Source organism: Tsuneonella sp. HG249 (assembly GCF_053819205.1).
This window is the reverse complement of record NZ_JBSOQY010000002.1, coordinates 53,920-72,245: the sequence shown is the minus strand read 5'-3', so window position 1 is coordinate 72,245 and position 18,326 is coordinate 53,920. Positions and strand designations below refer to the sequence as shown.

Below are 18,326 nucleotides of genomic sequence, written 5' to 3'. Positions count from 1 at the left end.
GTGTTCACCCCTTGGCCTTCGCGTCGCGCGCCGCGGCACGCTCGCGGTCGGTCTTGTCCTTTTCCGCCTGGGCGCGCAGCTGCGGGTGCTTGGAATAGAGATAAGTCTGCTGCGCCAGCGTGAGCAGGTTGTTGGTGATCCAGTAGATCAGCAGCCCGGCGGCGAACGGTGCCATCGCGAACATCAGGATCCACGGCATTATCTTGAACATCTGCGCCTGGATCGGGTCGGCAGCGGGCGGGTTGAGGCGGAACGTTGCCCACATCGAGATCCCGAGGAGGATCGCCAGCGGTCCGATCGCCAGGAAACTCGGCGGGGTGAACGGCAGCAGCCCGAACAGGTTCAGGATGTGCGCCGGGTCCGGCGCCGACAGGTCCTGGATCCACAGCGCGAACGGCTTGTGGCGCATCTCGATGCCGACCATCAGCACTTTGTAGAGCCCGTAGAAGATCGGGATCTGCAGCAGGATCGGCAGGCACCCGGTGAGCGGGTTCACGCCCTCGCTCTTGTAGAGCGCCATGATCTCCTGCTGCTGCTTCTGCTTGTCGTCCTTGAAGCGCTCCTGGACCGCCTTCATCTTCGGCTGGATCGCGCGCATCGCGGCCATGCTGGCGAACTGCTTCTGCGCGATCGGGAACATCACCAGGCGCACGATTAAAGTGAGCAGGATGATCGCGACGCCAAAGTTGCCGGCAAGGCTATAGAGCTGGCGCAGAAGCCACAGGATCGGCTTCTCGATAACGCCGAACCAGCCCCAATCGATCGCGTTCTCGAACTGCGGCACGCCCGCCGCTTGATAGGCGTTAAGGGCCGTGCTCTCCTTCGCCCCGGCGAATAGCTGCGTGGTACGCGAAATCTGCCGTCCCGAGGGCACGGTCACCGGCGAATAGATCACGTCCGCGCGATAGAGGTCGCCCCCGAGCGAGCGGATGTCGGCCTCGGTATCGGCGTTCGACTGCGGGATCAGCGCCGACATCCAGTAGATGTCGGTGAAACCCACCCAGTCGGCCTTGCCCTTGGGCGCGACACGGCGCGCGGGCGACTCGGCGATGTCGTCGTAGTCCCAGTCGAAATCGACCGCGTTGTCGAACGAACCGATGGGGCCGGAGTGAAGCTGCCACGAGCTCGAACTAGCGGTCGCGCTGGTGCGGCTGACGGTCGCGAACGGCCTCAGCACGATCGGCCCACCTGCGCCATTCCCAACGGTCTGTTTGGCGGTGATCATGAACTTGTCGTCGATCGACAGTTCGATCTTGAATACCTGGCCTTGGCCATTGGGCCATGTGAGCGTGACGGGCCTGTCGGGCGCCAGCGGACCGCCTTCGGCCGTCCAGACCGACTTCGCGTCAGGAACCTTCACGCCTTCTCCCACCCAGCCGAACTGGGCGAAGTGCTGCGCCGGGGTGCCGGCGGGGCTGAACAGGCGGACGGGATCGGAATCCTCGATCGTCTCGGTGTGAGTCTTGAGCGTGAGATCGTCGATCCGCGCGCCGACGAGGTCGATCGAGCCGGAAACCTCGGGTGCGGCGATGCGCACGCGCTGAGGCGACTGCAGCGCAGAGGCGAGGTCGCGCCGCTCCAGCGCAATCGCCGCCGGGTCGGTCAGCCCGCCCTCGCGGGTCGGCGTGGCCGCGGCGGTTTCGCCGGGTGCCGCGGCCGACGCGGTCGCCTGGGCGCGAACGGCTTCTGGCGGTTGTGGGTAGAGGTACTTCATCCCCGCATCCCAGCCGAACAGCAGCAGGCCGCAAAGCACCACGGCGAGGAGAAGGTTGCGCTGGTTTTCCAAGAGAGGCTTTTCCCGTGTTCTGTTTTCAGGGCACCGGGTCGTAACCGTGCCCGCCCCAGGGGTGGCAGCGCATTAGACGCTTCGCCGCGATCCATCCACCCTTCAATGCGCCGTGCCTGTCGAGAGCTTCGATGGCGTATTGCGAGCAGCTCGGCGCGTAGCGGCAAGTCGGCGGAAGCACCCGGCTGGGCCCCCACTGCCATGCGCGGGCGACGAGAATGAGCAGCCGCTTCATGGCGTCCGCCGACGGCGAGGGGGATCGCCCTTGCCGGCCGCCACCCGCGCGAGCGCGTGGGCGAGCTCGGCGCGCAGGGCGGCGAAGTCGCGCTCGACGCCGCCTTCGCGGCCGATCAGCACATGATCGTGATCGTCTAGACCCTCGCCCGGCAGCGCGGCGCGAAGGAGGTCGCGGAAGCGACGTTTCATTCGGTTGCGGACGACGGCGTTACCGATCTTCTTGGTGACCGTCACCCCGAAGCGCTTGCCCTGCCCGCCGTTGGGCCGCGCCAGCAGCACGAAGCCGGGCCGTGCGACCCGCACCCCGCGGTTCGCGGCCAGGAAATCTGCGCGCTTGCGGATGGTGGCGAGGGTCATGTCAGGCGATATAGGTGACTAATACACCGAATCAAAGCCACGAACGACAACGGGCTCCCGACCAGGGAGCCCGCAAGCCCGAACGGGCACCCACAGCTGCTCCGAGGCTATGCCGAGGAAACGGCAGCGAGGACGAGCGCGCGGAGACGCGCTCGAAAAGCTGTTACGCGCACAGAACCTTGCGGCCACGGGCACGACGCGCGCGCAGGACCTTGCGGCCGCCGGGAGTCGCCTTGCGGGCGAAGAAGCCGTGGCGACGGGCGCGCACGAGATTGCTGGGCTGAAAAGTCCGCTTCATCGGATCCTCGGTATGTCTCAAACGAAAAAGGGCGGCCGCACGTGCGGGTCGCCCGTCAAGCGCGCGCCACTATGGGAAGCGCAGGCCCAAGTCAAGGCGCGAGGGGACGAGCGGATCGCCGCGCCCCGCCTGTTGCCCCCGGCCAAACGGAGCGCTCGACTTGACCCGCAATAATCGCCACAAGCCGCTCAATTCGCAGGGGGTTTCGTGGTCGCACTGGTCCGTACGGTGGCCTATCTCGGGCTGGAGGCGCGCGCCGTCGAGGTGCAATGCCAGGTCGCTGCGGGGATGCCGCGCTTCAATCTCGTCGGCCTGCCCGACAAGGCGGTCGGAGAGAGCCGCGAACGGGTCCAGGCCGCACTCGCGGCGATGGGCCTGTCGCTGCCGCCCAAGCGGATCACCATCAACCTCTCGCCGGCAGACCTGCCCAAGGAAGGCAGCCACTACGACCTTCCGATCGCCCTCGCGCTGCTCGCCGCGATGGGCGTTACCGATGCCGAGCAGCTCGGCGACTGGATCGCGGTCGGGGAGCTGGCGCTCGACGGCCGGGTCGCGCCCTCGCCCGGCGTTCTCCTCGCCGCGATCCACGCCAGCGAGGCCGAAGCGGGACTGATCTGTCCCGCGAGCCAGGGGAGCGAGGCGCGCTGGGCGAGCGGCGTCCCTGTGATCGCCGCGCCCGACCTGGTGAGCCTGCTCAATCACCTCAAGGGAACGCAACGCCTGCCCGACCCGCCGCCCGGCGAAGTCGAGGAACCCGGCTTCGGCCCCGACCTGCGGCAAGTGAAGGGACAGGAAACCGCCAAGCGCGCGCTCGAGATCGCCGCGGCCGGGGGGCACAACCTGTTGATGATCGGGCCGCCCGGAGCGGGCAAGAGCCTGATGGCGAGCTGCCTGCCGGGCATTCTCCCGCCCCTCACCCCCCCCGAGGCGCTCGAGACCAGCATGGTCGCATCGGTCGCGGGAACTCTCGAAGCCGGGCGCATCAGCCGCGTTCGCCCGTTCCGCGCGCCGCACCATTCGGCCAGCATGGCGGCACTCACCGGTGGCGGTCTGCGGGTCCGGCCCGGCGAAGTCAGCCTGGCCCATCTCGGCGTGCTGTTTCTTGACGAGTTGCCCGAGTTCCAGCGCGCGGTGCTCGATTCGCTGCGCCAGCCGCTCGAGACCGGCAAGGTCGACGTCGCGCGCGCCAATGCGCACGTCTCGTTCCCGGCACGAGTCCAGCTGGTCGCCGCGATGAACCCGTGCCGCTGTGGCCACCTCGGCGACCCGGCGCTGGCCTGCAGCCGCGCGCCGCGCTGTGCTGCCGATTATCAGGGCAAAGTGTCCGGCCCGATGCTCGACCGCATCGACCTGCATGTCGAGGTGGATCCGGTGAGCGCTGCGGACCTCGCCTTGCCGCCCCCCGCCGAAGGGAGCGCCGAGGTAGCTGCCCGCGTCGCGGCCGCCCGCGCCGTCCAGACCGCTCGCGCCAGCGAGACCGGCGCCCGGACCAACGCCGAGCTCGAAGGGGACGGTCTGGAAAGGTACGCCTCGCCCGACGAGCCCGGCCGGAAGCTGCTAATCCAGGCGGCTGAAGCGATGCGCCTGTCGGCGCGCGGTTACACCCGGATGCTGCGCGTCGCGCGGACCATTGCCGATTTGGCCGGCACCGAAATTGTCGGCCGCATCCACGTGGCGGAAGCGCTCAGCTACCGGCGGGTGGCGCCGCGCGCCTAACCGCAAGAGCAATTGGCGGTTGGGCTCCGGCGCGCTAGACGGGGGCCGACGCCGCGCTCGTGGCCACACCCGGGGTCCCATGCCTTTCGCGACGCGCGCGTCCATTCAACTGCCCGAAATGCAAGCCCGCCCTGCCCGGTGGTTGGCGTCGCTCGAAGCACGCTGGCCGGGATGGCGGCGCCGGGCGTTCGGACTCGCGCTGGCAGTGGTGCTCGAGGTGGGGCTATTCCTGCTCCTGCTCACGCTCGGCACCAATTTTGTCGGCGTGCGCGAGGCGGCCGAAAGCCTGACCACGGTTGATTTCGCCCCCGAACCCCAGCCGTCCGAGGCGCCCCGGAAAGAGACGGACGAGCAGCCCACGGCCCTGCCGCGAACGAATGCCGCGCCCCGGCCCGACCAACCCGTGCCGCCCCAACCGATGCCGAGCCCCGCCGCCGTCCTCCCCGTGGCTCCGCCGAGCCAAGCGGCGGACCCGGCGCCCCCCAGCACCCCGAAAATCCGCGCCGTGGTCCGCTCGGCAGACGGGGGCCCGGTGGGCCCCGCCAATCGGGCAACGACCAGCGATTCGCAGCGCGTCGGAACCGCGAGTAATGGCGAGCCGCTCTACGCCGCGCGTTGGTACCGCGAGCCGACCGACCAGGAACTGCGCGGTTATCTGTCGACTGCCAGCGGCCCCGGCTACGCGTTGATCAACTGCCGCACGGCGCCCGATTTCCGGGTCGAGGATTGCGAGCTCATCGACGAGTACCCATCCGGCGCCCAGATCGGCCGCGCGGTGATGGCGGCGGCGTGGCAGTTCAAGGTAAGGCCGCCCCGGCTCGGCGGGCGTTCCCTGGTGGGCGCGTGGGTGCGGATCCGCATCACCTACCAGATGGTTCGCGGGAACTGAGTGCCGACCACCAGTCGGCGTAGGGAGTATTCCTCACCATCCGCCGATTGAGATCGGGCGCTCCATCGGTCCACCAGACCGGTCCCCGCTCGCCAAGCCGAACCTTGGCCGCGTCAACCTGCGCGCGCGCGATGCCCAACGCTTCGGTATCGCCTGCCGCCGCGCGCACCGCGCGCCGGGCGGACATCAGTTCCCCAACGAGGCGTTCACGCTCGGAAGGGGGGAGATGGGGATTGCTTGCGCGCCATAGCCGGCCGCGGACCACGATGTAGCGCCCGTCGGGTGTGCGCGGGGGTTCCTTCAGCGGACCGCCGCGAGCGGGGGCCGCGCGAGACCGTCGCCCTGTGCGCGGTCGAAACCGCCGGCCGCCTGAGCGCGGCTGCCGTCTTCGCGGATGCCAAGATCGTCGCGCTGTACGAATCGCAGATCGCCTGGGCCAAGAACGCGGCCGTCGTGTGACAGTATCGACGTCGGGCCGATCGGCAGACGGTCGAACTCATCAACCAGCACCGGATCCTCCATGAAGCCGTTACCGTACTTCTGGCCCCACTGGCGCAGCGCGACCATCGCCGGGAGCAAGTCGAAGCCCTTGGCGGTGAGCCGGTATTCGATTCGGCGGCGATCGTCCGCGCAGGGCTGGCGGTCGAGGATGCCATGCTCGACAAGCTTGGCGAGCCGGTTCGAGAGAATGTTGCGGGCGATGCCGAGCTCGCTCAGGAACTCTTCGAAGTGGTGCAAGCCGTTGAAGCTGGCGCGCAGGATCATGAAGCTCCACCGCTCGCCCATCACTTCAAGCGCTTCGGGCAGACCGCAGGCCGTCAGCTCGTTCAGCGGTTCACGCAGTTTGCCCATCGTCATCCTCTCTCTTCCCGGTCGCCTTGTAACCGGTTTGCCTTAGACCGCCACCTACCAAAAATAAGTTTCCTCTTGCAACCTACATTCGACTCGACTAGGTGGTGATTCGCAACTGGTATCGAATCGAAACCCAGTTGACCAGATGAAAAGGATGCGATCATGACCCTCTCCCTCCCCACCTCCGCCAAGCCGATCGCCGCTCTTGTTGCGCTCGCCTGGACCGCAATCACCATCGGCACCGCGATCGCGCCTGCTCCGGCGTATGCCGCCGAGAGCCGCGGATACTACACCGTCGAACTGGCCGCTCCGGTCGCCAGCGTGAAGACGATCGTCAGCGGCACCGTGTTCAACTGCGACGGCACGGGCTGCGCGGGCCGCAAGGCGACCAGCCGCCCCGCCATCGTTTGTGCCCGTCTCGTCAAGGAAGTCGGCCCGGTGGCCAAGTTCACCGCCAACGGCAAGGAACTGGCTGCTGAAGACCTGGCCCGCTGCAACGGCCAGTAAGCGTTCCCGATACCACCCGGTCCTCTCCAACCCCAGGTGGAACTCTACGGGCTCCCGGCTTGAAGTCGGGGGCCCTTTTTCCGTCGGCACCTCACGCAAAAAGCCCCCGCTTGCGCGAGGGCTCCATTACCCCGTCCGCGGCTAGCCGCGGCGGCGCCGAATCAGCCCTGGCGGGCCTTGAAGCGGCGGTTGGTCTTGTTGATCACATAAGTGCGGCCGCGACGACGGATGACGCGGTTATCGCGGTGGCGGTCCTTGAGGGACTTGAGGCTGTTGCGGATTTTCATCGGTCTGACCTGAAAAAGTTCGGCACCGAAGCGGGAAGCCTCGATGCCCCAAAAATCAAGCCGCGCCCCTAGTCGGACGGGCCCCCTCCGTCAAGCGATGATCGGGTGCCGGCTGCGGACTCGCCGCGAATCTCGCTCAGCTTTTCCTCCCATGCCAATGCGTGCCGCACGATCGTCGGGAGGTCGGCATATTGCGGACGCCATGGCAGGGTGGCCATGATGCGGGCATTGTCGGACACCAGGCACGCGGGGTCGCCCGCGCGGCGCGGCTCGAGCCGGCGTTCGATGGGCCGGTTCGTCACCCGGTCGACCGCGTCGAGCACCTCGAGCACCGAAAAGCCGCGCCCATATCCGCAGTTCATCTGCAGCGACCGCCGCGGCTCAGCAATCAAGGCTTCGAGGGCATGCACGTGGGCCGCGGCGAGGTCCGAGACGTGGATGTAGTCCCGCACCCCGGTACCATCCGGCGTGTCGTAATCCGTGCCGAAGACCGAGACGTAGGGCCGCTTGCCCAGCACCGCCTCCACCGCGACCTTGATCAAGTGCGTGGCGCCGGCCGTCGACTGGCCGCTGCGGCCTTGCGGGTCCGCGCCCGCGACGTTGAAATAGCGCAGCGCGCAGTAATTAAGGGAGTGCGCAAAGCTCGTGTCGGCCAGCATGCGCTCGGTCATTAGTTTCGACCAGCCGTAAGGATTGATCGGCGACTGCGGGCTGTCCTCCGAAACTCGCTCGGTCTCTGGCATGCCGTAGGTCGCCGCGGTGCTCGAGAAGATAAAATGCGGCACGCCTGCCGCAACCGCCGCCTCGATCAGGGCGCGGCTCTTCACCGTGTTGTTGTGATAGTACTTGAGCGGGTTTTCGACCGACTCGGGCACTACGATCGAGCCCGCGAAATGCATGACCGCCGCCGTGCCCTGCTCGGCGAATATGCGCGCCAGCAGCGCTTGGTCATCGATATCGCCTTCGTAGAAGGGCACGCGCTCCGGCACCGCGAAGCGAAAGCCCGTCGTCAGGTTGTCGATCACCGCGACGTCATAGCCGGCATCGGACAGCGCCAGCACCGCATGGCTGCCGATGTAGCCGGCGCCTCCGGTGACGAGGACGGAACAAGCTGAAGGGTCGTTCGAGGCTGGCATGGCGGCGCGATAGGCGAGCATTGCGCCGTGCGCCATATCCCATGTCAGCAGCGGCGGCGTTCATCGCCAATCCATGCCTCATGCGCTATCTCCCACACATTCCGGGGAATTTTCTGCAGAAAGCGCGCTTCATGACCAAGGCCTTCCTCCCGCTTGCCGTCCTCTCGGCGCTATCGCTTGCTGCGCCGGCCGCAGCAGCGGAAGTCTCGGTAACGCGCTTCCACACAGCCGAATCGCTTGGTGCCGCAGCGCCGGGGCCGATCGCGGTGCGCGCGGGTGCGGGCCTCGAGCCGGGCAGCCTCGAGACGCAGATCTGGCTCGATGCGGTCGCCACCGCGCTGACCCGCCAGGGTTTCACGGTCGTGCCCGATGCGGCGCGGGTGGCCGAGGTGAGCCTCGATCAGCAGATGATCGATAGCGGCCGCGATCGCTCCAACACCGGCGTCAGCGTGGGGGTCGGCGTCGGCAGCGGCGGCGGTTGGGGTTATCGTCGGCGCAGCGGCGTCGATCTTGGCGTCGGCGTAGGCTTCAACTTGGGTGGCGGTCGCTCGGCCGAAGCGCTCGATACGCGGCTCTCGGTTTCGATCGAGAACGCGGGCGGGGTCCATGCGTGGGAAGGGCGGGCGGAAGCCGCGCCTCGGACCCGCTCCAAGGATGCTCAGACCCGCGCCCTCGCTAAGGAAATGGCCGACCGCCTGTTCTCGGGCTTCCCAGGCGAATCCGGAGCGACTATCGGCGCGCGATGATTGCACGCGAAACCGGTTCCGCCATCCGTATCGACAGCCAGTTCGACAGCGGAAACATCGAAGTCTTGAGTGTCGAAGGCGCCAGCGCGCGCCTCGCCATACCGGCCGACTACATGAGCGAGTTTCGCCAGTGGTTCCATTTCCGCTTGGCCGGCGCCGCGGGCCGAGCGGTGGAGCTTAAGATCGTCGATCTCTCCACCTCGGCATACCCCGAAGGCTGGCCCGGCTACCGAGCTTGCGTGTCGGAAGATCGCGTGTTCTGGGGCCGCGCTGAGACCAGCTACGACAAGGATGCCGACCGCGGAACGCTGACGATTCGCTACACGCCTGCGAGCGACATCGCCTGGTTCGCTTATTTCGCCCCCTATTCGATGGAGCGCCATCACGACCTCGTGGCGGAAGCCGCCGCGAGCGACGGGGTCACATTCCGTCACCTCGGGCAGACGCTCGACGGGCAGCCGATCGATTGCCTCGAAATGGGCGATGGCGAAACGCAGGTGTGGCTCTACGCCCGCCAGCATCCCGGCGAGTCGATGGCCGAATGGTGGATGGAGGGCGCGCTCGAGTGCCTGACCGACCCCGCCGATCCGGTGGCCCGCGCGCTGCGGCAGAAATGCCGCTTTCATGTCGTGCCCAACTGCAATCCCGACGGCAGCCGCCGGGGGCACCTGCGCACCAACGCGGTCGGCACCAACCTAAATCGCGAATGGCACGAGCCGACGCCAGAGAAATCGCCCGAAGTGCTCGCCATCCGTAACGCGATGGACGAAACCGGCGTCGATTTCGCGATGGACGTCCACGGCGACGAGGCGATTGCCGCGGTGTTCCTCGCGGGATTCGAGGGTATCCCGAGTTGGACTGATGCGCTGGGCGAGAAGTTCTACCGCTACCAGCGCATTCTCGCGCGGCGCACGCCGGACTTCCAGACCGCCAAGGGCTACGCCGTGTCGAAGCCCGGTACCGCCAATCTCTCGATGAGCACCAACCAGCTCGCCGAGCGTTTCGGGGCCTGCGCGATGACGCTCGAGATGCCGTTCAAGGACAACGACGACCTGCCCGACGCCGTGCAGGGCTGGAGCCCCGAGCGCAGCAAGATGCTGGCGCGCGACTGCCTCGCCAGCCTGCTCGAGTGGCTGGAAGACGAACGGCGCTGACGGACGGTTAGTCGCCGGTGATCTGGGCCGCGACCTCGTCGATGCTTCCGGACACCAGCAGCGGACTGCTGCCGACGATACCCACCAGGGTCTGGCCGTTCTCCCCGGTGCGCAGCCAGGCGATGTTGCTGGCAACGACGAGGTAATCGCCCCCGCGTGACTTCAACGGTATGAATTTCATGACAGGCGACTCCTTGAGCTGCCTCGTAGGCTCTCAACGTCTCGATAAGATGAAGAGACCTGCCGGAAAACGCTAACCCAGGCTCGCGGGGCCGAACGCGTGCGGCAGCAGCGCGCTAAGGGGCATCGTCCGCACTTCGGCCGGACCGACGCAAAGTATTTCGGGATCGGTCCCGCCGAGTTGGGCCAGCTCGTTGAGCACCTGACGACAACGGCCGCACGGGGTGAGTGGATCGGTTCCGGTTCCGGTCACTGCTACCCGCACGAGACCACCGCGCAGGCCCTCGGCCATCGCCTTGGCAACGGCTACCGTCTCGGCACAGAGGCCGAGTCCGTAGCTTGCGTTCTCGATGTTGGTCCCGGTCGTTACACTGCCGTCGGCGAACAGCAGCGCCGCCCCGACGGGAAAGTTCGAGTACGGCGAATAGGACCGCCCGGCGGCTTCCCGGGCGGCGGCGATTAGATCGGCGTCGGTCATTCCCAGCCCCTAGCGCGAAACGATCAGCGGCGCATCACAACCCAGCGCAAAGGTTGGTCAGCCGCCTCGGTGCTCAGCGCTTCGTTGGCGGTCCACATCAGCCAGGGGCGCTTGGCATAGGTCGGCTCCCGCCAGGTGCCGACAACCCACAGATTGCGCTCCATGCGCCCGGCAAGATTGTAGCGCTCCTCGAACCGCTCGGAGACCTGGAGGATGACCGGCTTGCCCGAATGCGCCTCGACCTGGTTGACCAGCGTCATCAGCTCGCTCTCCACTTCCGCCTCGCCAACCGGGGAGGAGCATTCGTCGGCCGTCTCGTCGAGCGCGATCGCCGGCGGCAGCAGGCCACCCCCGCGAGGGACCAGCACGACGAAGTTGGCGGACTGACGATCGGCCATCGCGCAAGGATCGAACCGGTGCACCGCGCCCACTTGCAACCCGGCCTCGCGCGCGGCCGACAGGTTGGCGGCGAAAGCGGGATCGCGTCGCGCGCCGTCGCTGGCGTCGAGGTAAACGAACCTCGCCCCCAGCGCCTTGAGCGTGGTGAACGCCACGGTCCCGTCGAGCGCGGACACTTCGGCACCCTGGTCGGGATACTCGGTGTCGGCAGGGGCCCAATGATGTATGCGCCACCACGCCCAGCCGCCACCAAGCAGCGCGGCAAGCAAGAGTGCGCCGAGCGCACGCGCGCGCCAGCTGATGCCCTTCCGCTTCCTGCCCACGAATCGCGACCCCTGCTTGCTAGCCCTTGATATGAAGCACGCAGATGAGCGTGAACAAGCGCCGTGCGGTGGGATGATCGGTTTCGACCTTCCCCTCAAGCCGCTCGAGCAGGAGATCGGCCGCATCGTTGTGGATCGCACGGCGCGCCATGTCGATCGTCTCGATCTCGGCGGGCGTGGCCTTGCGGATGGCCTGATAATAGCTGTCGCAAATGGCGAAGTAATCGCGGATCGGGCGGCGGAACCGGGCGAGGCCCAGGACCAACGTCTCCAGGGGTGTGCCGTCGTGGTCGCCGATGGTCAGAGCCAGCCGTCCATCCTGCACCGCCAGCTTGAGGTCGTACGGACCGTGATGGCCCGCTTGTGCCGCCCGCAGAGGCTTGAAAACGTTGTCCTCGATAAGGTCGTAGATCGCGACGCGCCGTTCCTGCTCGACGTCGGCGTTGCGCCAGAGGATCGTATCCTCGTCGAGCGCAATCTTCGCGATCCGGTATTCGGCCATGACGCGGACGCTTTCGCAGATGCGGGAGGGATGCGGCAAGGGTTTCCCACAAGCCTGTCCGGAACCGCGTTTTCCAAGCCGCTTCCCCTGACTCACGGCATCGCCCATTAGGATGGAATGGCCGTCACCGAACTCCTCCGTCCCGATACGCAGACCGATTCGCCCGTCATCCGCGCGTTGCCCGCCAATATCGAAGCGGAGGCCGCTTTCCTCGGCGCAGTGCTGATCGACAATCGCGTGCTCGAGGAATTGCCAACCCCGCTGCGGCCGCAGCACTTCTTCGAGCCGGTGCATCAGCGCGTCTACGAGCGGGTACTGACCCTACTCGACCGCAACGCCGTGGTGACTCCGGTCACGCTCAAACCCTATTTCGAAGCGGACGAGGCCCTGAAGGAACTCGGCGGGATTACTTACCTCGCGCGACTGACCGCGGACGGCCAGGGCCTGCTCGCCCCGCGAGAGCTAGCCGAGCAGATCTACGACCTCGCCCTCCTGCGCGAGCTGGTCAGCGTCGGCCGCAACCTCGTCGAAGGCGCGCTCGACACCAGCGAATCGGTTGCCCCGATGCAGCAGATCGAAGCGGCCGAGGCCGCGCTGTTCGAAGTCGCCGAGGGGGCGGCAAGCAACTCCGAAGCCTCGACCTTCGGCATGGCGACCAACAAGGCGCTGCGACAGATCGAGAAGGCGATCGGCTCGGGCGGGCACATCGCGGGTACGACTACGGGGTTCACCTCAATCAACGACAAGATCGGCGGTCTGCACGATTCCGACCTCATCATCCTTGCCGGGCGCCCGGGCATGGGCAAGACCTCGCTCGCGACCAACATCGCATTCAACTGCGCCGAGCGGCTGCTCCGCGACCGACGCGACGCCATTGACGACAAGGCGAGTGTTGGCGCGGGGGTCGCCTTTTTCAGTCTCGAAATGAGTGCCGACCAGCTTGCCACGCGCATCTTGGCCGAGACGGCCGGCATATCTTCCGAAGCCTTGAGGATGGGGAAGCTTTCGCGGGACGAGTTCCAGAGCCTGTCGTACGCGAGCCAGAAGCTCGCCGAGCTGCCCCTTTACATCGACGACACCCCGGCGCTCTCCATCGCTGCCCTGCGCACGCGCGCCAGGCGCCTGAAGCGCAAGCACGACATCGGCCTGATCGTGGTCGATTACCTCCAGCTGCTCCAGGGCACCGGGCGCGCGAACGACAACCGGGTGAACGAGATTTCCGAGATCAGCCGCGGCCTCAAGACGCTCGCCAAGGAACTCGAACTTCCAGTAATCGCGCTGTCGCAGCTCTCCCGCGCCGTCGAGCAGCGCGAGGACAAGCGACCAATGCTCTCGGACCTGCGCGAATCGGGCTCGATCGAGCAGGACGCCGACATGGTCTGGTTCGTCTACCGCGAGGATTATTACGTCGCGGCCCGCGAGCCCAAGGTTCCGCAGGGTGACGACGACAACAAGACGCACGAGGCGCATAGCGCCTGGGCCGCCGAGATGGAGCGCGTGCACGGTCTGGCGGAACTGATCATCGCCAAACAGCGCCACGGCGCCACCGGCAAAGTGCGGCTCAAGTTCGAGCCGAAGATCACCCGTTTCTCCGACCTCGCCGACGACGGCCGCAGCTACAACTACGACTAGAGTCCGAGGTTGAGCCTCCGGCTCACGGTGTAGTCGACCACCGCAACGAGGAACCACGAAAAGTTCCAGCGAACGCGGTTGAATAAACCGGCGCGCGACTTGTGCAGGCCAGGGGTGATTTCCGTTGATGCCGTAAGGTGGTGCTCGACGTACCGGGACAGTCGCTTGGCTAGCGCGTAATCCTCGATCCTGAACATGACTTCGAGGTTCAGATAGAGGCTGCGCATGTCGAAATTGGCACTGCCGAAATAGCACTTGTCGTCGACCACGATCAGCTTGGTGTGCAGCTTGGTCGCTTCGAACTCCCAGATCTGCGTCTGCCGCCGGAGCATGTAGCTGTAGAGCGACCGCGTCGCGCCGATGGTGGCGCCGTTGTCGCTCTTGGCCGCGAAAACCAGTCGCGCCCCGTCGCGCCGGGCGACTTTGCCGATCGCGCGCATCGTCCGGTTGGACGGCGAGAAATAGGCCATCACCATGTCGAGCCGCCTCGCCCCGGTGATGTCTGCCCGCACGCATTTGGCCCAACTCGAAAGGCCGCGTGTCGGCCCGCCGATGAGCACGCGCACCGGGCCATCGCCCGGCTGCCATTCACGGACCATCCTGCGGATCGCCCGCCAGGTCGCCTTGGGATTGCGGGCCCAATGGTCGAGTTGATCGAACCACCGCGTCAGATCGGCGACCGCCGAGCCTTCGACGGCCACCGCAAGGTCGCTCCACCCGCCGGCTTTGGGCGGTGCGAAGTAACCGTTTTCGACGTTGAACCCGCCGACCATGGCGATCGCCTCGTCGGCAATCACGATCTTCTGGTGGTTGCGGATGAGGTAGCGCTGGCTCCACCGCGGCGAGAAAGTGCAGAACGTGCCGCCGGCCTTCTCCAACGGCGCGAAAAACGCCTTGCGGGCATCCGCGCCAAAGCCATCGATGATCAGGTTCACCTTCACGCCACGCGCCGCGGCCGCGGCGAGCGCGTCGCGCACCTGCACGCCGCTCGCATCCTCGGCGAATATGTAGAACGACATCCGCAAGCTGGTGCGCGCCCCGTCGATCAAGGCCAGCAACCCCGCGAGGCGATCTTTCCCCGCAGCGTAGAACGTCAGCTTCTGCTCCTGGGCTTCGACAGTGAACGGGGCCGGATCGCGGTATTCCATCGCCGCGCGACTAAAGGCATTTTCTTGACTTGGCGACCGCGCCGCACTAGTTGGCGCGCTTTCCCGACACCCCCGATTGACCGGAGTGCCCGATGGCGCGCGTTACCGTCGAAGATTGCGTCGACAAGATCCCTAACCGTTTCGACCTCGTGTTGCTCGCTGCGCAGCGTGCGCGCGAGATTTCGGGCGGCGCGGAGCTGACCATCGATCGCGACCGCGACAAGAACCCGGTGGTGGCGCTGCGCGAGATCGCCGACGAGACGGTGCGTCCCAAGGAATTGCACGAATCGGTCGTGGTTGGCCTGCAGAAGATCCTGCCCGACGACGAGGACGAGGCAGACGAGATCGGCAGCCTCAGCCAGTCGGCCGAAGCATTGCGCATCACGGCCGCCGCTCCCGCTCGCCAGACCAACGTCGGCGGCGATTACGACGGCTGAGCCACCCCGGCTCCGCAAAAGTTAAAGGCCGCCCGCGGAGGCGGCCTTTTCTTTGTCCGGCGACCTAGCTGGTCTATAGCCATGGCCATGTCGGGGGAATTGAGTGACGTCGCCCAGGGGCCTGGGGATGCAGGCGCGGGCGTGGCCGTGGCGCGGGCGGTCGAGCCGCGCGCGGGCGAAGACGCCGGCCACACGCACGAAGGGGCCTGCCTCAACTGCGGAACCGTGCTGGTGGGGCCGCACTGCCACGCTTGCGGCCAGCGTGCCCACGTGCACCGGACGCTCAGGGCATTCTTTCACGACCTGCTCCACGGCGTGCTGCATTTCGAAGGCAAGACGTGGCGCACGATCCCTTTGCTCGTCTGGCAGCCGGGCAGGCTGACTCGGGAGTACATCGACGGGAGGCGCGCGCGCTACGTCAGCCCGATCGCCCTGTTCCTGTTCGTGGTGTTCCTGAGCTTCGCGCTGTTCAACGCGCTGGGAGGGTCGCTGGAGAATGGCGTTGGGCCGGAGGGCCAAGGCGTCGTGCAGATCAAGACTGCGTACGACACCGGCGAAGCCGAACTTGCGGAGTTACTCGATCGCCGCCGGAAGACCGCCGATCCAGCCGAGATCTCGCGGATCGATGGCCAGATGGCTGAGGTACGCCAGCGACAGGCCGCCCTCGAAGGAGTGGCGAGCCAGATCGGCGGCGATTTTGCTGACGGCTTCCCCGGGGACTCGATCCCCAGGAACACCAGGCTCGGTCAACTCGTCGAGCATGTGCGCGAGAACCCGCAACTGGCGATCTACAAGGCACAGACCGGCGCCTACAAATACAGCTGGATGCTCATCCCGCTGTCGGTGCCGTTCGTCTGGCTGCTGTTTCCGTTCAACCGCCGCTTCCGGGGGTATGACCACACCGTTTTCGTTACGTACTCGATCGCGTTCATGATCGCCCTCCTCGCGGTGATCAGCCTGTTGCTCTACGCCGGGTCGGGCGGCGCGGGTCTGCTTCTCGCATTGTACGCCCCTTTTCACCTCTACCGGCAACTGCGGGGGACTTACTTCCTCTCGCGCGCGGGTGCGGTCGGGCGCACGCTGGCGATCAGCCTGTTTGCGTGGCTGGCCATTGCACTGTTCGCGCTGGCGATATTCTGGATAGCCGGCGCCTGAGCCTTCCGTCCTCGGCAGGCTAGCGAACGTCCCCATCCGCTTCGATCTCGCCGGTCTGAGCCGTTTCCTCGGCGAGATGATCTGGATGCGAGGGAGCGAGTCGCAGGAGCAGGTAGCCGGTCACGGCTGCGAGCACGGAGCCTCCCAGCGTGCCCAACTTCGCGTCTTCCACGATAGAAGGCTCGGCGAACGCCAGCCCGCCGATGAACAGGCTCATCGTGAAGCCGATCCCGCACAGCACCGCGACCCCGTAAATCTGCAGCCAGGTGGCCGCTCTCGGCTTGGCGGCGAAACCGAGGCGGACGGCCAGCCACACCGCCGAAAAGATGCCGACCTGCTTGCCGAAGAACAGCCCCGCCGCAATCCCGAGCGGCACGGGCGCCGCGAGGTCCGCCAACCCCACGCCGGCGAGCGAGACCCCCGCGTTGGCGAATCCGAACAGGGGTACGATAAAATAAGCCACCGGAGCATCGAGCGCGTGCTCGAGCTTGTGGAGGGGCGAGTCTGCCGCGTCGGGCAGGCCCGGCGTGCGCACGATCGGGATTGCGAACGCGGCAAGCACGCCGGCCACCGTCGCATGCACGCCTGACAGCAGAACCGCGTACCAGAGTACCAGAAAGGCGAGCAGGTAGAGCGGCAAGCTGCGCACGCCTAACCTGTTCATCGCGAACATGGCCGCGAGCACTAGGGCGGCCGCGGCCAGCGCGGGAATGGCCAGCTCGGCGGTGTAGAACACGGCGATTATCGCGACAGCGCCCATGTCGTCGACGATCGCGACCGATACCAGGAACAGCTTGAGTGCCGTCGGTGCCCTCGCCCCCAGCAGCGCGAGCACGCCGATCGCGAACGCAATGTCGGTCGCCGCGGGGATCGCCCACCCGCGGGCGAGCTGCGGATCACCAGCGCAAAACAATAGGTAGACCGCCGCAGGCACCGCCATTCCGGCGGCAGCTGCGACCACGGGGAGCCGGCGCTGCTGCCAGGTGGCGAGACGGCCGTCGACCAGTTCGCGTTTGATCTCCAGGCCGACGAACAGGAAGAACACCGCCATCAGGCCATCGTTGATCCACAGGTGGGCCGTCATCGGTCCAAGCTTCGGGGTCAACGTGGGTCCGAGCGGCTCGTGCAGCGCGTGGAAATACAGCGGAGCGAGATCGGAGTTAGCGACGATCATGGCGGCCAGCGAAGCCGCCATCAAAATGATGCCGCCCGCGGACTCGCTCGCAAGGAAGGCGCGCAGAACCGAGCGATCTTGTGCCTTGCTCATCGCCGGACCCTTAAGGCGACGGCCGCGCGGCGCAACAGTGATTGGGCCTCCACAGCGCCACAAAGCGCCGCATTGCGTGGTCTCACGAGCATTCGCATGTAGTCACGCGCCCGTCACATCGCGCTGCCACTCATTCCGCATACGAACGGGAACGGCAGGGCAATGAGCGTCGTCAATATCTTCCTCACCAATCCCACGGCCGCGGCGATGGAGGATTTCACGCACGGCCAGGATCGGTTCGTTTTCGGACGGCTGACCGCCGAAGGGCCGGAGCGGCTGATCGAAGGACCTGTCTGGTTTTTCGTCGACTGGGTGATGGATTCGCTTGCCGGGATCGAAATGTGCCGCCGTTTGCGCGCCGACCCCCGCACCGCCGCCGCGCACATCACGATAGTGCTCGAAGCCGACGATGCGGACGACCGGCGCCGGGCCCTGCGCGCCGGGGCCGACGATTACGCTGTCGGTCCGCTGGACCGTCGCGCGATCCTCGATCGTGTCCTGGCGGTGGACCCTCATGCCCGTCGTCGCTTCTCGCCCGGACGGATGGAGTTGGGCGCGCTCACGATCGATCTCGACGCGCTCATGGCCCGGTGGAACGGCAAGCCCGTCGTCCTCCCGCCGAACGAGTTCCGCCTGCTCCGGCTGATGGCCGAGAACGCCGACCATGTCCTTTCCCGCGAAGACGTCATAGTCGGCCTCGGCAAGCACGGTCACCCGCTCGACGCCCGCACGGTCGACGTATGGATCGGCCGCCTGCGGCGAGCGCTCAAAGCGGCCGGCGCGGGCAACCCGCTGCGAACCGTGCGTTCGTTCGGCTACGTCTTCGATACCCCCAACTAA

At 66.7% G+C, this 18,326-nt stretch carries 22 protein-coding genes; 9 read left to right on the top strand and 13 right to left on the bottom strand.

All coding sequences use genetic code 11. The features are described from left to right. Positions 1-4: 4 nt before the first annotated feature. The 4 genes from yidC to rpmH form a co-directional block, all read right to left on the bottom strand. Positions 5-1,786 (bottom strand): membrane protein insertase YidC, encoded by a 1,782-nt coding sequence (yidC, locus tag ACWPM1_RS12450; RefSeq protein ID WP_455695228.1) that lies wholly within the window; start codon positions 1,784-1,786, stop codon positions 5-7. Between the two features lie 25 nt (positions 1,787-1,811). Continuing rightward, positions 1,812-2,021, bottom strand: a complete 210-nt coding sequence (gene yidD / locus ACWPM1_RS12445; protein WP_455695227.1) for a membrane protein insertion efficiency factor YidD — start codon at positions 2,019-2,021, stop codon at positions 1,812-1,814. After that, positions 2,018-2,380 carry a ribonuclease P protein component gene (gene rnpA / locus ACWPM1_RS12440; protein ID WP_455695226.1) on the bottom strand — a complete coding sequence of 121 codons (363 nt, stop codon included), beginning with the start codon at positions 2,378-2,380 and terminating at the stop codon, positions 2,018-2,020. The genes yidD and rnpA overlap by 4 nt, the downstream gene beginning before the upstream one ends. 163 nt (positions 2,381-2,543) lie before the next feature. Further along, a complete protein-coding gene (gene rpmH, locus ACWPM1_RS12435) occupies positions 2,544-2,678 on the bottom strand; it encodes a 50S ribosomal protein L34 (protein ID WP_455695225.1) in 135 nt (44 codons plus the stop codon). 207 nt (positions 2,679-2,885) lie between these two features. Between rpmH and ACWPM1_RS12430 the strand changes: the two genes are divergently transcribed. Continuing rightward, positions 2,886-4,394, top strand: a complete 1,509-nt coding sequence (locus ACWPM1_RS12430) for a YifB family Mg chelatase-like AAA ATPase (RefSeq protein WP_455695224.1) — start codon at positions 2,886-2,888, stop codon at positions 4,392-4,394. 118 nt (positions 4,395-4,512) lie between these two features. Beyond that, entirely contained in the window at positions 4,513-5,283 is a 771-nt protein-coding gene (locus ACWPM1_RS12425) for a hypothetical protein (RefSeq protein ID WP_455695223.1), read from the top strand. 300 nt (positions 5,284-5,583) lie between these two features. On the opposite strand, the gene ACWPM1_RS12420 is transcribed toward ACWPM1_RS12425, so the two are convergent. Further along, complete coding sequence (locus tag ACWPM1_RS12420) at positions 5,584-6,135, bottom strand: winged helix-turn-helix transcriptional regulator (protein WP_455695222.1); 552 nt, start codon at positions 6,133-6,135, stop codon at positions 5,584-5,586. A 162-nt stretch (positions 6,136-6,297) separates the two neighbouring features. On the opposite strand from ACWPM1_RS12420, the gene ACWPM1_RS12415 reads away from it, so the two are divergent. Then, complete coding sequence (locus ACWPM1_RS12415) at positions 6,298-6,642, top strand: CC_3452 family protein (protein WP_455695221.1); 345 nt, start codon at positions 6,298-6,300, stop codon at positions 6,640-6,642. 161 nt (positions 6,643-6,803) lie between these two features. On the opposite strand, the gene ykgO is transcribed toward ACWPM1_RS12415, so the two are convergent. Together ykgO and galE are read right to left on the bottom strand one after the other, a co-directional pair. Further along, positions 6,804-6,929, bottom strand: coding sequence for a type B 50S ribosomal protein L36 (gene ykgO / locus ACWPM1_RS12410; protein ID WP_003046794.1), 126 nt, complete (start codon positions 6,927-6,929; stop codon positions 6,804-6,806). 68 nt (positions 6,930-6,997) lie between these two features. After that, positions 6,998-8,065 carry a UDP-glucose 4-epimerase GalE gene (gene galE, locus ACWPM1_RS12405; RefSeq protein ID WP_455695318.1) on the bottom strand — a complete coding sequence of 356 codons (1,068 nt, stop codon included), beginning with the start codon at positions 8,063-8,065 and terminating at the stop codon, positions 6,998-7,000. 131 nt (positions 8,066-8,196) lie between these two features. Between galE and ACWPM1_RS12400 the strand changes: the two genes are divergently transcribed. Together ACWPM1_RS12400 and ACWPM1_RS12395 are read left to right on the top strand one after the other, a co-directional pair. Further along, the gene (locus tag ACWPM1_RS12400) at positions 8,197-8,811 is read left to right on the top strand and encodes a DUF4136 domain-containing protein (protein WP_455695220.1); all 615 of its coding nucleotides are present in this window, start codon (positions 8,197-8,199) and stop codon (positions 8,809-8,811) included. Then, positions 8,808-9,965: a M14 family metallopeptidase gene (locus ACWPM1_RS12395; RefSeq protein ID WP_455695219.1), complete on the top strand. Its 1,158-nt coding sequence runs from the start codon at positions 8,808-8,810 to the stop codon at positions 9,963-9,965. Before ACWPM1_RS12400 ends, ACWPM1_RS12395 begins: the two co-directional genes overlap by 4 nt. Positions 9,966-9,972: 7 nt before the next feature. On the opposite strand, the gene ACWPM1_RS12390 is transcribed toward ACWPM1_RS12395, so the two are convergent. The 4 genes from ACWPM1_RS12390 to ACWPM1_RS12375 all read right to left on the bottom strand — a co-directional run bounded on the left by ACWPM1_RS12390 (position 9,973) and on the right by ACWPM1_RS12375 (position 11,847). Further along, positions 9,973-10,146, bottom strand: a complete 174-nt coding sequence (locus ACWPM1_RS12390; protein WP_455695218.1) for a hypothetical protein — start codon at positions 10,144-10,146, stop codon at positions 9,973-9,975. Between the two features lie 72 nt (positions 10,147-10,218). Continuing rightward, positions 10,219-10,623 (bottom strand): cytidine deaminase, encoded by a 405-nt coding sequence (locus ACWPM1_RS12385; RefSeq protein WP_455695217.1) that lies wholly within the window; start codon positions 10,621-10,623, stop codon positions 10,219-10,221. A 23-nt stretch (positions 10,624-10,646) separates the two neighbouring features. Beyond that, entirely contained in the window at positions 10,647-11,345 is a 699-nt protein-coding gene (locus ACWPM1_RS12380; protein WP_455695216.1) for a glycoside hydrolase family 25 protein, read from the bottom strand. A gap of 19 nt (positions 11,346-11,364) precedes the next feature. After that, positions 11,365-11,847: a UPF0262 family protein gene (locus ACWPM1_RS12375; protein WP_455695215.1), complete on the bottom strand. Its 483-nt coding sequence runs from the start codon at positions 11,845-11,847 to the stop codon at positions 11,365-11,367. A gap of 117 nt (positions 11,848-11,964) precedes the next feature. On the opposite strand from ACWPM1_RS12375, the gene ACWPM1_RS12370 reads away from it, so the two are divergent. Beyond that, complete coding sequence (locus tag ACWPM1_RS12370; RefSeq protein ID WP_455695214.1) at positions 11,965-13,479, top strand: replicative DNA helicase; 1,515 nt, start codon at positions 11,965-11,967, stop codon at positions 13,477-13,479. Here ACWPM1_RS12370 and ACWPM1_RS12365 read toward each other — a convergent pair. After that, complete coding sequence (locus ACWPM1_RS12365; RefSeq protein ID WP_455695213.1) at positions 13,476-14,627, bottom strand: phospholipase D-like domain-containing protein; 1,152 nt, start codon at positions 14,625-14,627, stop codon at positions 13,476-13,478. The genes ACWPM1_RS12370 and ACWPM1_RS12365 overlap by 4 nt on opposite strands. A gap of 92 nt (positions 14,628-14,719) precedes the next feature. On the opposite strand from ACWPM1_RS12365, the gene rpoZ reads away from it, so the two are divergent. Next, positions 14,720-15,064, top strand: a complete 345-nt coding sequence (gene rpoZ, locus ACWPM1_RS12360) for a DNA-directed RNA polymerase subunit omega (protein WP_455695212.1) — start codon at positions 14,720-14,722, stop codon at positions 15,062-15,064. Between the two features lie 87 nt (positions 15,065-15,151). Next, positions 15,152-16,219, top strand: a complete 1,068-nt coding sequence (locus ACWPM1_RS12355) for a DUF3667 domain-containing protein (RefSeq protein WP_455695211.1) — start codon at positions 15,152-15,154, stop codon at positions 16,217-16,219. 19 nt (positions 16,220-16,238) lie between these two features. On the opposite strand, the gene nhaA is transcribed toward ACWPM1_RS12355, so the two are convergent. After that, positions 16,239-17,486, bottom strand: a complete 1,248-nt coding sequence (gene nhaA / locus ACWPM1_RS12350) for a Na+/H+ antiporter NhaA (RefSeq protein ID WP_455695210.1) — start codon at positions 17,484-17,486, stop codon at positions 16,239-16,241. 162 nt (positions 17,487-17,648) lie between these two features. Here nhaA and ACWPM1_RS12345 point away from each other — a divergent pair, with 162 nt between their 5' ends. Further along, complete coding sequence (locus ACWPM1_RS12345; protein WP_455695209.1) at positions 17,649-18,326, top strand: winged helix-turn-helix transcriptional regulator; 678 nt, start codon at positions 17,649-17,651, stop codon at positions 18,324-18,326.

Excerpts from the sequence above, each read along its gene's own strand:
- yidD (WP_455695227.1), bottom strand. The coding sequence starts at position 2,021 with ATGAAGCGGCTGCTCATTCTCGTCGCCCGCGCATGGCAGTGGGGGCCC.
- rnpA (WP_455695226.1), bottom strand. The coding sequence starts at position 2,380 with ATGACCCTCGCCACCATCCGCAAGCGCGCAGATTTCCTGGCCGCGAAC.
- rpmH (WP_455695225.1), bottom strand. The coding sequence starts at position 2,678 with ATGAAGCGGACTTTTCAGCCCAGCAATCTCGTGCGCGCCCGTCGCCAC.
- ACWPM1_RS12425 (WP_455695223.1), top strand. The coding sequence starts at position 4,513 with ATGCAAGCCCGCCCTGCCCGGTGGTTGGCGTCGCTCGAAGCACGCTGG.
- ACWPM1_RS12420 (WP_455695222.1), bottom strand. The coding sequence starts at position 6,135 with ATGGGCAAACTGCGTGAACCGCTGAACGAGCTGACGGCCTGCGGTCTG.
- ACWPM1_RS12415 (WP_455695221.1), top strand. The coding sequence starts at position 6,298 with ATGACCCTCTCCCTCCCCACCTCCGCCAAGCCGATCGCCGCTCTTGTT.
- ykgO (WP_003046794.1), bottom strand. The coding sequence starts at position 6,929 with ATGAAAATCCGCAACAGCCTCAAGTCCCTCAAGGACCGCCACCGCGAT.
- galE (WP_455695318.1), bottom strand. The coding sequence starts at position 8,065 with ATGCCAGCCTCGAACGACCCTTCAGCTTGTTCCGTCCTCGTCACCGGA.
- ACWPM1_RS12400 (WP_455695220.1), top strand. The coding sequence starts at position 8,197 with ATGACCAAGGCCTTCCTCCCGCTTGCCGTCCTCTCGGCGCTATCGCTT.
- ACWPM1_RS12395 (WP_455695219.1), top strand. The coding sequence starts at position 8,808 with ATGATTGCACGCGAAACCGGTTCCGCCATCCGTATCGACAGCCAGTTC.
- ACWPM1_RS12390 (WP_455695218.1), bottom strand. The coding sequence starts at position 10,146 with ATGAAATTCATACCGTTGAAGTCACGCGGGGGCGATTACCTCGTCGTT.
- ACWPM1_RS12385 (WP_455695217.1), bottom strand. The coding sequence starts at position 10,623 with ATGACCGACGCCGATCTAATCGCCGCCGCCCGGGAAGCCGCCGGGCGG.
- ACWPM1_RS12375 (WP_455695215.1), bottom strand. The coding sequence starts at position 11,847 with ATGGCCGAATACCGGATCGCGAAGATTGCGCTCGACGAGGATACGATC.
- ACWPM1_RS12370 (WP_455695214.1), top strand. The coding sequence starts at position 11,965 with ATGGCCGTCACCGAACTCCTCCGTCCCGATACGCAGACCGATTCGCCC.
- ACWPM1_RS12365 (WP_455695213.1), bottom strand. The coding sequence starts at position 14,627 with ATGGAATACCGCGATCCGGCCCCGTTCACTGTCGAAGCCCAGGAGCAG.
- rpoZ (WP_455695212.1), top strand. The coding sequence starts at position 14,720 with ATGGCGCGCGTTACCGTCGAAGATTGCGTCGACAAGATCCCTAACCGT.
- ACWPM1_RS12355 (WP_455695211.1), top strand. The coding sequence starts at position 15,152 with ATGTCGGGGGAATTGAGTGACGTCGCCCAGGGGCCTGGGGATGCAGGC.
- nhaA (WP_455695210.1), bottom strand. The coding sequence starts at position 17,486 with ATGAGCAAGGCACAAGATCGCTCGGTTCTGCGCGCCTTCCTTGCGAGC.
- ACWPM1_RS12345 (WP_455695209.1), top strand. The coding sequence starts at position 17,649 with ATGAGCGTCGTCAATATCTTCCTCACCAATCCCACGGCCGCGGCGATG.